The organism is Streptococcus sp. HMSC072D07 (genome assembly GCF_001814835.1).
In the GTDB taxonomy this organism is placed as follows: domain Bacteria; phylum Bacillota; class Bacilli; order Lactobacillales; family Streptococcaceae; genus Streptococcus.
On the sequence record NZ_KV818036.1, the window covers coordinates 57,488 to 70,288 of the forward strand.

Annotated in this window: 10 protein-coding genes; 2 read left to right on the forward strand and 8 right to left on the reverse strand. The window is 40.6% G+C overall.

Annotated elements, in window-relative coordinates; all coding sequences use genetic code 11:
- Positions 1 to 32: 32 nt before the first annotated feature.
- The 3 genes from pyk to HMPREF2991_RS00980 all read right to left on the reverse strand — a co-directional run bounded on the left by pyk (position 33) and on the right by HMPREF2991_RS00980 (position 5,794).
- Entirely contained in the window at positions 33 to 1,538 is a 1,506-nt protein-coding gene (pyk, locus tag HMPREF2991_RS00970) for a pyruvate kinase (protein WP_070568742.1), read from the reverse strand.
- A gap of 66 nt (positions 1,539 to 1,604) precedes the next feature.
- Positions 1,605 to 2,612 (reverse strand): 6-phosphofructokinase, encoded by a 1,008-nt coding sequence (pfkA, locus tag HMPREF2991_RS00975; RefSeq protein WP_000820882.1) that lies wholly within the window; start codon positions 2,610 to 2,612, stop codon positions 1,605 to 1,607.
- Positions 2,613 to 2,692: 80 nt separating this feature from the next.
- The gene (locus tag HMPREF2991_RS00980; protein ID WP_070683217.1) at positions 2,693 to 5,794 is read right to left on the reverse strand and encodes a DNA polymerase III subunit alpha; all 3,102 of its coding nucleotides are present in this window, start codon (positions 5,792 to 5,794) and stop codon (positions 2,693 to 2,695) included.
- A gap of 436 nt (positions 5,795 to 6,230) precedes the next feature.
- On the opposite strand from HMPREF2991_RS00980, the gene HMPREF2991_RS00985 reads away from it, so the two are divergent.
- A complete protein-coding gene (locus tag HMPREF2991_RS00985) occupies positions 6,231 to 8,513 on the forward strand; it encodes a Xaa-Pro dipeptidyl-peptidase (protein ID WP_070683219.1) in 2,283 nt (760 codons plus the stop codon).
- A 522-nt stretch (positions 8,514 to 9,035) separates the two neighbouring features.
- On the forward strand, positions 9,036 to 9,506 hold the full coding sequence (locus tag HMPREF2991_RS00990; protein WP_001043018.1) for an arginine repressor: 471 nt from the start codon (positions 9,036 to 9,038) through the stop codon (positions 9,504 to 9,506).
- A gap of 35 nt (positions 9,507 to 9,541) precedes the next feature.
- Here HMPREF2991_RS00990 and HMPREF2991_RS00995 read toward each other — a convergent pair whose 3' ends face one another.
- The 5 genes from HMPREF2991_RS00995 to HMPREF2991_RS01015 all read right to left on the reverse strand — a co-directional run bounded on the left by HMPREF2991_RS00995 (position 9,542) and on the right by HMPREF2991_RS01015 (position 12,796).
- Entirely contained in the window at positions 9,542 to 9,706 is a 165-nt protein-coding gene (locus tag HMPREF2991_RS00995; protein WP_000502578.1) for a hypothetical protein, read from the reverse strand.
- A 9-nt stretch (positions 9,707 to 9,715) separates the two neighbouring features.
- The gene (obgE, locus tag HMPREF2991_RS01000; RefSeq protein ID WP_070568752.1) at positions 9,716 to 11,026 is read right to left on the reverse strand and encodes a GTPase ObgE; all 1,311 of its coding nucleotides are present in this window, start codon (positions 11,024 to 11,026) and stop codon (positions 9,716 to 9,718) included.
- Positions 11,027 to 11,097: 71 nt separating this feature from the next.
- Positions 11,098 to 11,232, reverse strand: coding sequence for a DUF4044 domain-containing protein (locus HMPREF2991_RS01005; RefSeq protein WP_000863851.1), 135 nt, complete (start codon positions 11,230 to 11,232; stop codon positions 11,098 to 11,100).
- A gap of 29 nt (positions 11,233 to 11,261) precedes the next feature.
- Positions 11,262 to 11,450, reverse strand: a complete 189-nt coding sequence (locus HMPREF2991_RS01010) for a PspC domain-containing protein (RefSeq protein ID WP_180364415.1) — start codon at positions 11,448 to 11,450, stop codon at positions 11,262 to 11,264.
- Between the two features lie 20 nt (positions 11,451 to 11,470).
- A complete protein-coding gene (locus tag HMPREF2991_RS01015) occupies positions 11,471 to 12,796 on the reverse strand; it encodes a glycosyltransferase family 4 protein (RefSeq protein ID WP_070568755.1) in 1,326 nt (441 codons plus the stop codon).
- Positions 12,797 to 12,801 lie beyond the last annotated feature (5 nt).

Here is a 12,801-nt window from a genome sequence, read left to right on the forward strand (position 1 = left end):
TTCAGCCTGAAATGATAGGTTTTTGTGTTAGATTAACGTACTGTACGGATACGCATTGTGTTTGTACGAACAGCTTCTCCAAGTGGCACACCTGCAACGATAACGATATCGTCACCAGATTCTACCAAACCTTGCTCAACTGCAATTCTTTCAGCGAGATCAAACATATCATCAGTGTTTGATGGGCGATCAGTTGTTACTGGGATAACTCCCCAGTTAAGCATCAAACCACGCTGAGTCAATTCATCGAAAGTGATTGCCAAGATATCAGCATCTGGACGGTATTTAGAAATCAAACGAGCAGTGTGACCTGTCTTAGTAAGAGTAACCACCAACTTGATATTCATAGAGTTTGTTGCATCCTTAACAGCTGAAGCCATAACCTCAGTCTTAGAATTACGTGACAAGTTAACAGACGACAAGCGACCGTATTCTTTTAAAAGAGTTTGAGCGTTCTTGTCAATTGTAGCCATTGTTGTTACTGACTCAAGTGGGTATTTACCGTTTGCAGATTCACCTGAAAGCATTGTAGCGTCGGTTCCGTCGATAACAGCGTTAAACACGTCTGATACTTCTGAACGCGTTGCACGTGGTTTTTCAGTCATAGTTTCAAGCATGTTTGTTGCTGTGATAGCGACTTTACCAGCTGCATTTACTTTTGTGATAATCATTTTTTGGTAAACTGGAACCATTTCGAATGGTACTTCGATACCCATGTCACCACGGGCGATCATGATACCATCAGCTACTTCAAGGATTTCATCCAAGTTATCGATACCTTGTTGGTTTTCGATTTTCGCAAACAATTGAACGTGACCATTACCAGTTTCTTCACAGATTGCACGAACTTCTTCAACGTCTTTCGCAGTACGTACAAATGAAATCGCGATGAAGTTGATACCTTGTTCAAGACCGAAACGGATATCATCGTTATCACGTTCAGCAAGAGCTGGGAAAGGAATTTTAGTGTTAGGGATGTTTACACCTTTTTGTTTAGCGATAATTCCGTCGTTTTCAACTTCAACTTCAAACTCACGAGTTGCATCGTCTTTTGCAACAACGCGAAGACCCAATTTACCATCGTCAACCAATACTTGACGACCAACTTCAACATCATCGTAGATATCAAGAGCACCAGCAACGTTCAAAGCAATCACTTCACGAGTTGATTTGATTCCTTGTTTAGTTGCAACACGGATTTTTTCACCAGTTTTGTAAGAGTACTCTTTTGCGTCACCTTCAAACAATTCTGTACGGATTTCAGGTCCTTTAGTATCAAGAAGGAAACCAACTTTTTTACCTGCAAGTTTTTCGGCAAGTTTAACAGTTGCCATACGCTCACCTTGTTCTTGGTGGTCACCGTGTGAGAAGTTAAAACGGAAAGTGTTTGCTCCTGCTTCAATCAGTTTAGCAATGTTTTTAGCTGAAGCTTCAACATCAAGTTTTTCACCCCAGTATCCGTCTTCACCGAATTTTTTACCACCACGGATTTCAACCGCAGGACCTAAAGTTGCAACGATTTTTACACGTTTGTTCATGATTTTTGTGACTCCTTTATATAATTCGACCTTTTATGGTCATGTTACCAAATTAATGAAAGTTGATTAGGACAAGCTCTTGTTCAAAGCAGAAAGTTCAAGATCAGCTTTATGAGGGTTGTTAACAATAATCTTACCTTCTGCAGTTAAGCTAAACAAAGCTCCTTCTTCTGCTGTACCAAGGATTGGATTCTCAACCATTTTTTCGTTACGGATACCAACAGCGACACCACCGATTCCTTGTTTAAGGAGTTTAACAGCGTGTGCCCCCATGCGTGATGCCAAGACACGGTCACGCGCAGTTGGTGATCCACCACGTTGGATGTGACCAAGTTCTGTTACACGAAGGTCACTAGTGTCTCCTGCTTCTTTTAGTTTTTGACCAAATTCAGCTGCTGACATAACACCTTCTGCCAAAACGATAATGTTGTGTTTTTTACCGTGCTCATAACCAGCTTTGATACTAGCTACGATATCTTCCATCTTGAAGCCTTCTTCAGGGATGATAATTTCATCAGCACCAGTTGCGATACCAGCCCAAAGAGCGATATCACCAGCGTTACGTCCCATTACTTCAACAACGAAAGTACGACGGTGACTTGATGATGTATCACGAATCTTATCAATCGCATCCATTGCAGTCGTAACTGCAGTATCAAATCCGATTGTAAAGTCAGTACCCACGATATCGTTATCGATTGTACCTGGAAGCCCAATAGCAGGGAATCCATGCTCAGTCAAGCGCATAGCTCCGTGATAAGAACCGTCTCCACCGATAACAACGACACCTTCGATACCGTGTTTTTTCAACTGCTCAATCCCTTTAAGTTGACCTTCAAGTTGTGCAAACTCAGGGTAGCGAGCAGAGTGAAGGAAAGTACCACCACGGGAAATGATGTCTCCTACTGAAGCAGCATCAAGTGGATAAATTTCACCGGCAACCATACCTGCGTATCCATCATAGATACCAAAAACTTCCATTCCTTCTGAGATTGCTTGGCGAACTACCGCACGGATGGCAGCATTCATACCAGGGGCGTCTCCACCACTGGTTAAAACAGCAATACGTTTCATTTGGTTATGCTCCTTTTTCTTTTAACATTCTTACTGATTATACCACATTTAATTGGAAAATTCTTCTATTTTCCGTATTTTTAGCGATAAATCGTTTTCATAGCAATTCCCTCTAATTTTTCCTCTAGAGCAGAATCTTTTCTTACAAAATGTTGTGTAGAAACAACCGTTTTTTGTTCTTCTTCATACCTGATAATGACAGGGATTGGGCCTTTGTATTGTTCTAGAATATTTGAAATCTCTTTATCATTTTCATGATTTTTAACTTGAATCCAGAATCGTTCCGCCACTGCTTCTTTCAATTCTTGTGCAATCATTTGCAGACGACCATCTCGAGATTGAACTTTGCCATTGATGTAGTAAAATTTCCCTTCGGATAAAATGGAAGCAAATTTTCTATACTGGTCTGAAAATATAGTTACATCCAACCGAGACTTACTGTCATGAACCTGTAAAAAGGCCATACTCTCGCCTTTCTTGGTTCGAATCACTTTAATTTTTTGAACTTCAACTAGGAGAGTGGCTTGAGCTCCCTCGGTTAGATTAGCGATTGGCGTCGTCGGATATAGGGCTTGTTTGGCAAGAGTTTGGAGAGGATGGGCACTGATACCTACCCCAATCAGTTCCTGCTCTTTGTAAAATTTCTCTGCCTCAGTAAAATCATCAGCTTCAGTCCAACTATAATTTGTATCCGCAAAGAGTCCACCTAACTCCTCAACAAAGACAAATAAGTTTGGTAGGTTCACTAAGATTTTCTGGCGATTCTTGTCAAATTCATCAAAAAGTCCTAGTTCAACCAAAGGCGTCAAAAGCGACAATTTCTTGTAATTCTTGGGAAGACGTGTGACAAAATCTTCAATGCTTGAGAAAGGACGATTTTCAATAATCCAGTAAGACAAATCTCTTGGCATTCCCTTAATGGCTTTTAGACCAAGATGGATTTTCTTCTGAGCAATTTTATCATGATAGGGAATGCTGTTGATTGCTAAGGGAGCTACTTCAAAGCCCATCTGCAATGCATCTACAATGTAATCACTGCTAGAATAGTTCAACATAACTTGAAAGAAAATAGCAGGATAGTGTGTCTTGAAATAAGCTAGTTGGAATGCCAGTGCTGAGTAGGCATAAGCGTGGGATCGGTTAAATCCATAGCCTGCAAACTTTTCCATCACTGCAAAAACTTGGTTGGCCTTTTCTTCTGTATGCCCCAATTTCATAGCTCCTGTGATAAAATCTTCCTTCATCAGATGCATCTCTTTGGCATTTTTCTTACCCATGGCACGTCTGAGAATGTCGGCTTTACCAAGACTGAATCCTCCAAAGCGTTGAGCTACCTGCATGACCTGCTCTTGATAGAGCATAATACCGTAGGTTGATGAAAGGATGTCTTCTAAGGCAGGGTCTAACACCGTCACCTTTTCTTTACCATGCTTACGAGCGACAAAATTATCAATATAATCACTAGCACCTGGTCTATTGAGGGATGTCGTTGCTACCACTTCTTCGAAGACTTGTGGTTTGACCCGTTTCAACAGTCGAATGGCTCCTGGTTGTTCAAATTGGAAAATTCCTTTCGTATTTCCAGCTGCAAAGAGGGCTAGAGTTTCTTTGTCTTCCAAATCAATCTCTTCGATTTTCAGATGAATACTTTCTGACTCAGCTAGTAATTCCTGCATTTTTTGGACAAAAGTTAGGTTACGCAGACCTAGGAAATCCATTTTTAAAAGACCATTAGCTTCAACTGCATGAGCATCATACTGGGTGATCAGCATGTCCTCACCGTATTTGAGCGGAATATAGTCCGTCAAATCTTGGTCACTCATAACGACCCCAGCTGCATGAATAGAAGTCTGACGAGGATACCCTTCAATCTTTCGAGCAATCTCAAAAGCTTTTTGGTATTCAATCTTACTATTGATGACCTGCCTAAACTGCAAATTTTTTTCATAGGCTGTCGTTAGCGTATCTCGGAAACTGATTTTTTTCGTAATATTTGTTAATTCGTACTCTAGAACGCCATAGCGTTTGAAAACATCACGAATTGCTTGTTTTGCTCCAAAGGTCGAATAAGTGACAATCTGTGCCACATGTTGACTACCATAGCGATCACGAACATAACGAATGAACTCTGGTCTATAAAGGTCTGGAATGTCGATATCGATATCGGGCATGGTATAGCGCTCACGATTTAAAAAGCGCTCGAAAATCAAGTTCTTTTCAACCGGATCAATTCCTGTAATATCCAGTGAGTAAGCCACCAGACTACCAACCGCAGAACCACGACCCATTCCCATATAGTAGCCTTGGGAGCGTCCAAAACGGAGCAAATCCCAAACTACAAGAAAATAGTCGTCAAATCCCATATCATGAATCACAGCTAATTCCTCATTCAGTCGCTCATGATAGATAGCTGAGGTTAGCCCCTTGTCAATCAAGCCATTCTCAGCTCTTGCTCGAAGCTCTTCCACCGCTGGTCTTTCAGGATTAAAGCGAGGAAGTTTTAAACTTGGGTCGATTTGATAGCTTACATTCTCTATCAAATTCTGGAGATTGGCAAGCGCCTGAGGGAAGCGATTTTTAAACCGAGCTTCTAAATCTGAGGCAGGTAAAAAAATCCCTTGTTGTGAATGCACATCTACTTCTCTCAGGCTAACATTGTCCTTGACTGCTGACAAAATTTGCAAAACCTGTAGGTCTTCTTTTTCAAAAGAGTTGACTTGGTAGAGTGGAAGAATGGGTCTGGTAAAGACTTCTTGAGGAGTATCTGGACTAACACCGATAAAAAAATCAACCCCCAAATCCAACTGTTCGACCCCATTAAAATAGGGAACAATAATAGCAACATCTTCGAGGTGGGAGGTGAAGTCAGACCAATTTTTCCGTCCAGTCATTTTTAAAGTGGATAACTTCATCAACTCTTGATAACCTTTAGTGGATAGGGCTAGAAAACGGAAAGAAATATTCTCCTCATCTTTGATCAAGGACATTTCAAGACCAATTAAAGGTTGGATTCCATATTTTCGAGTCACTTCTAAAAAATGATAAGCCCCATAGAGATTATCCACATCCATGATAGCAAGGTGAGAATAGCCATACACTTTAGCTGTTTGTACATATTTTTCAATCGAAACCACACTTTCCATAAAACTATAAACAGTCTTGGTGTCGAGCTGTGCAATCATTTCTTCTCCTCCTTGCTTTCGTTTTACTACTATTATACCATTTTAAGTTTTAAGTTGGATATTGAAGCTACTCTGCTCTTTCTTTTCAATATTATCAGTAACAAACTTCTTCTCTTCTTCTCTTCTTATTTTCTTACTGTTAAATTCTTCATTTCTCAGAGGAAAGAAATAAAAAATTAATATCATATGATAGTTTTAAATGTAAATTTAGATATATTTATACCAAACGAAGTATAACAAAGATAGGAGCTATATGCAGTTTTACATATAAAAATCTCTAGAAAAAGGCTTACTTCTATGGTATTTATTCAGCATTTTATAATAACTTACCAAATAGATATGCTGGTTTAAGAAATTTATTTCATTTAAGTTTATTTATTCCATTTTTCCCTCTTTTTTGATATAATAAATTTAGTTGTTTTCAAAGGAGAGAAACATGCGTTTTAATCAATTCAGCTACCAACCAACCACTAGTTCTCAACGATTTGAGGAATTAGAAGGTCTTGGTCTAAAGCTGTCACCCCAACTGTCCTTAAAAAGACAGTTTGAAGACTTCATTCGTTGGAGTTTTTTCACTTATTCTAACACGGATTATTCCTTGTCGACTTTGGCTGCGGATAAAGAAACAGATTTAGTAACCTTTTTCCAGTCAGACCGTGAGTTAACTGCGGAGATTTTCTACACAGTAGTTTTTCAACTTTTAGGATTTAGCTATCTTGTTGACTTTGAAGATTCCGAACAGTTTCGTAAAGAAACTGGTTTTCCTATTGTTTATGGAGATCTCATTGAAAATCTTTATCAGTTACTCAATACGCGAACGAAAAAAGGAAATACGCTCATCGATCAGCTTGTTAGTGATGGACTCATTTCAGAAGACAATCACTACCACTACTTTAATGGTAAGAGCTTGGCAACCTTCTCTACTCACAATGTCATTCGTGAAGTCGTATATGTCGAGAGCCGTGTGGATACTGATAAAGACGGACTCCCTGACTTAGTCAAGGTCAGCATTATTCGCCCGCGTTATGATGGACAGATTCCTTCAGTCATGACTGCCAGCCCTTATCACCAAGGGACCAACGACAAAGCCAGTGACAAGGCTCTCTATAAAATGGAGGGAGAGCTTGAGGTCAAACCGCCCCACACCATTGAACTTGAAGAACCTAAGCTGAATTTAGTCGAACCTCATGGTCAAGCAGAAGTTGTCACAGAAGCTGAAGAAAAGCTATCTCATATCAATAGCTCATATACTCTAAATGACTACTTCCTCCCACGTGGATTTGCCAATCTCTATGTATCGGGTGTTGGGACCAGGGATTCCCAAGGGCTCATGACCAATGGGGACTACCAGCAGATTGAGGCCTATAAAAATGTCATTGATTGGCTCAATGGTCGTTGCCGTGCTTTCACGGACCACACGCGCAAGCGCCAAGTCAAGGCTGACTGGTCAAACGGCAAAGTCGCAACAACAGGAATTTCCTATCTAGGTACCATGTCCAATGGTCTCGCCACCACTGGTGTTGATGGCTTGGAAGTGATCATCGCAGAAGCAGGTATTTCCTCTTGGTACAACTACTATCGGGAAAATGGTCTAGTGACCAGCCCAGGGGGCTATCCAGGTGAGGATTTTGACTCACTTGCTGAACTGACCTACTCCCGCAACCTCCAAGCTGGTGACTATATTCGTGGTAATGAAGCTCATCAAACCGACTTAGAAAAGGTTAAAGAGAAACTCAATCGCAAGACTGGTGACTACAATCAGTTTTGGCATGACCGCAACTATCTGCTCAATGCTCACAAGGTTCAAGCTGAGGTCGTCTTTACGCATGGTTCCCAGGATTGGAACGTCAAACCTCTTCATGTTTACCAGATGTTTCATGCCCTTCCTAGCCATATCAATAAGCACCTCTTTTTCCATCATGGTGCCCATGTCTATATGAATAACTGGCAGTCGATTGACTTCCGAGAGTCCATGAATGCCTTGTTAAGTAAGAAATTGTTAGGACTTGACTCAAGCTATCAACTTCCGACTGTCATCTGGCAGGACAATACCGAACCGCAAAGATGGCAAGGTCTTGATGACTTTGGCAAACAGGATGAACTGCATACCTTCTCTCTTGGTAATGAGGAAAAAGTGATTCAAAACCATTATGATCAAAAAGATTTTGAGCGTTATGGCAAGACTTACCAGACCTTTAACACTGAACTTTACCAAGGAAAAGCTAATCAGATCACCATTGACCTTCCAGTAAGTCAAGACATTCACTTAAATGGGCGAGTGGAGCTGAAACTTCGTGTCAAATCGAGTACGAACAAGGGCCTATTATCAGCCCAACTGTTAGAACTTGGACAAAAGAAATATCTACAGCCTTATCCAGCTATTTTAAGTGCTAGAACCATTGATAATGGTCGTTACCATATGTTAGAAAATCTCTGTGAACTACCATTCAACCCAAGTGCCCAACGTGTCCTCACCAAAGGCTACCTTAATCTTCAAAATCGAACCAATCTCTTGACGATTGAAGAAATCCAATCAAATGAATGGATGGACTTCAAGCTAGAGCTTCAACCAACTATCTACAAACTTAAAGAAGGAGATACTCTCCGTTTGGTTCTCTACACAACAGACTTTGAGATTACAATTCGAGATAATACAGACTATCAGTTGACTGTTGATTTAGCACAGTCTAGTCTTATCCTACCTTGTCAAAAGGTATAATGTACCAGACTTTCAATATGGAAGTATTCAAAGGAAAAGTCCATGAATTTGACCATTGAACTTCCTATAATCAAAGTTTTCCACTTGAACAGTCGAATCAAACATAAACTTTGTATCAAATTCAGTTCAAATAAGATTTTTTAGAAGCTCCTAGATGGAACTTGGACAAAAGATACTAACACCCCTAACCAACATGTGTCACCATTTCTCATATACGCTACTAGACAGCATGTTGAAAATCTCTGTGAATTGACATTTATAGGAAATTCACAACAAGCCGTGACAAAATGCTACCTAAATTGAATGATTCACTGTCATTAAAGAACATCAATGTAGATAAACCGATTGCTACCCAGTTTATCTGCGCGAAACTAGTGACAAGTTAAAAGAAGGAGATTCTCTCCGTCTAGTTCTTTATCCTACTGACTTTGACATCATCATACGTGACAATACCGCCTACCACCTGACTGACGTTTGCGTTCAGTCCACGCTACTGTACCTTGTAAAAGGAGTACTTACTTTATGAACAAATCAGAACACAGACACCAACTTATCCGCGCCCTCGTTTCAAAAAACAAAATCCATACTCAAGCTGAATTACAAGCCTTATTAGCGGAAAATGATATCCAAGTTACTCAGGCTACCTTATCACGCGATATCAAAACCATGAACCTTTCAAAAGTGCGCGAAGAAGATAATTCTTATTATGTGCTGAATACAGGTTCTATCTCCAAGTGGGAAAAACGTCTTGAAAATTATATGGAAGACGCTCTTGTTATGTTGCGTCCTGTGCAACACCAAGTTATTTTGAAAACTTTACCCGGTTTAGCCCAATCGTTTGGATCTGTAATTGATTCCTTGGCCTTTCCAGATATCGTTGCAACCCTTTGTGGAGACGATGTCTGCATGATTATTTGTGAAGATGCTACAAAAGCGCAAGCTTGTTTTGAAAGTCTTAAAAAATATGCGCCACCATTTTTCTTTAGTGAATAAAACAAATCCCGTGATCAAAAGATCACGGGAATTTTTTATTTCTTTGACTGTGTTTCTTCTTTCTTTGTACGTGCCAATCTAAGAGCACGTTTTGGATTGAGACGATTAAACAATTCTTCTAGTTTCTTTTCATTCCACACATCTGCTGCAGAAACAAAATTTCCATCTGCATCTCGGAATGATATCGGTTTATCTCCCATATCAATCTCCTAGTCTACAAATTCAAATTCAAATTTACCAATTCGGACCAAATCGCCATCTTTAGCTCCACGCGCACGAAGGGCTTCGTCAACTCCCATACCACGAAGCTGGCGAGCAAACTTCATGATCGATTCGTCACGGTCAAAGTTGGTCATGTTAAAGAGTTTCATGAGTTTTTCACCAGAAAGTACCCATGTCGCATCATCATCACGACTAATCTCAAAGGCTTTTTCTTCCTCGTCAAAGCCATAGTAAGCCTCTTCTTCCATATCGGATTCATCATAAATTGGGAATTCTGGAGTCTTGTCTAACAACTCGGCTGTCGCGTCCAAAAGAGTCGCCAAGCCTTGCTTGGTCAATCCAGAAATTGGGAAGATGGCTGGAAGTTCCTCAAACTCGTCGTAGTTTGCTGCTAACTTTTCCTTGAAAGTTTTAAGATTTTCCTGACTTTCAGGCATATCCATCTTGTTGGCCACGATAATCTGTGGACGTTCCATGAGACGAAGGTTATAGGATTCTAATTCCTTATTGATAGCAAGGTAATCCTCATAAGGATCACGTCCTTCGCTAGCTGACATATCGATGACATGGAGGATAACTCGTGTACGTTCAATATGACGGAGAAACTGGGTTCCAAGACCAACCCCTTGACTAGCCCCTTCAATCAAACCTGGAAGATCTGCTACTGCAAAAGATTCACCTGACTGCGTACGAACCATACCTAGATTAGGGACAATGGTCGTAAAGTGGTAAGCACCGATTTTAGGTTTAGCTGAAGTGATGACACTGAGTAAAGTTGACTTCCCAACTGATGGAAAACCAACTAGACCAACATCTGCTAGAATCTTCAATTCCAGTTGCAACTCACGTTCCTGACCCGGCTCTCCATTCTCAGAGATTTCAGGTGCAGGATTTTTGGGAGTGGCAAAACGGATATTTCCACGACCACCTCGACCGCCATGAGCCACGATAAATTCCTGACCATGTTCAATCAAGTCTGTAATGACTTTTCCTGTTTCCGCATCACGTACAGTAGTCCCCTGTGGTACGCGAACACGAAGATCTTCTGCACCACGTCCGTGCATTCCTTTGGTCATCCCTTTTTCACCAGAATCAGCCTTGAAATGACGGTTATAACGGAAATCCATCAAGGTACGTAAGCCTTCGTCTACCACGAAAACAACATTACCTCCACGTCCACCATCACCACCCCAAGGACCGCCATTAGGGACATATTTTTCACGGCGAAAGGCAACCATGCCGTCGCCACCATTACCAGCCTTGACCTTAATCTTGGCTGTATCTAAAAACATACTCATATTTTCTTCTCACTTTAAAAAGGCTGGGGAGAACCCAGTCATTAGTTATTGTTTCTATCCTCGTAGCTTGCTTAAAATCTACTAAAAGCTCCAAGCGCAGTTGCAAAGATACCAGCAAGGGTTACAAACAACATGATGAGCACGACAACAAGTGTCACCTTTTCAAACAAAGTTTTTTTACGTTTTCCGTTATCTCCAAAAGCCATAACTTCTCCTTTTTCTATATAATTCTAATTTAATATTCTGTAGAAACAGGTGCAATTGCCCACAAAATCAAGTAAGCCAGAACCCCTGCTCCATAACAAAAGGCTAGAACTCCCCAAATCACACGGACAATCGTCGGATCAATATCAAAATAGTGGGCCACTCCTGCGCAAACGCCTCCAATTTTCTGATCTTTGCCACTTCTCATTAGTTTTTTCATTTTTTCTTCCTCTTATTCTATTATTTGAATTCGTCTCTCCAATAATCTCTGATGCTAGACAATTGTTTTCGAGACGCTCTTAAAATACGCTTGGATTCTTTTACTGGGCTTGTAACAGCCTGTTGAGGTAGATAGAGAATCGTTTTTAAGAAGCGCTGAGTGACAGGCTGTCCATCATGTAACTCATGTTCAAAGTTATTTGAGATAATAGCATCAAGGTAAAACTCATGAACTCGTTTCCCAAAATTCTCAGCCGAAATATCGTACAACTTATCCGCCAACTTTTGTTCAGTCATATCAGGAGTAGCGATCAATGCTTCAAGGATAGCGCCCGCAAGCTCTCGTTCTCCATAGTAGAGGGTCCCAAACATTTTATCATTGATCAGATTTTCAAGATAGGGATTGCCATGAGCGATAACAGGCGTTCCACTGGCTAGACTTTCTAGATAGGTTAAACCCTGAGTTTCACTCGTAGATGCTGAAATAAAGAAATCAGCTGCTTTATAGTACAAGGCTGTCTCACTTGGAGCAATCATACCTGTAAAAATCACATGTTTTTGTATGTTTAATTTCCCTGCTTGTTCTTTCAGACTGTCCAGATAAGGTCCGTCCCCAGCAACAACCAACTTCACCTTGTCTTCTTCTTTCAAAACCTGCGCAAAGGCAGCTAAGACTGCTTGGATATTCTTCTCAAAGGAGATACGAGAAAGACTCAGCAACATTTTCTCGCCTTCCTGAATACCTAACTTCGAACGAAGTTCTTGCAAGTTTTCCTCTTTGATCTCAGGTCGTTCAAACTTAGCCAGCTCAATTCCAGTTGGGATGACACGCTTTTCAACCTTAACTTTGTATTTCGATAAAAGGTCACGAACAATCTCACTAGGGCAAATTACGCCATCTACATCATGAAGAAAGCCTCGCACCAAATATTTTACCATACTCGGACGAATTAGCATGCCCTTAGCAATGTAATGCACATAGTCTTCATACTGGGTATGGTAGGTATGAATAACTGGAATTTTCAATTCTCTCGCAATCCAAATCCCTAACAAACCAAGAGAAAATTCTGTCTGGGTATGAATGATATCGAGTTGATACTGCTTGGCAATTTCAAGCGCCTTTGTAAAACCTCGGTAGGCAAATCGTCGATCCTTAAACGCAAAGAAAGGGACACTCGGAATGCGAATAATTTGCCAATCCTCGTATCGGTTCACGTCTTTATCAGTCGTTGTAAAGATAAAAACTGCATGTCCTTGCTTTTCAAGCTCAGTTTTCAAGGTCCGTATACTAGTCGCAACCCCGGAAACTTGAGGGAAATAGGTGTCTGTAAATAAACCAATTCGCATAAATT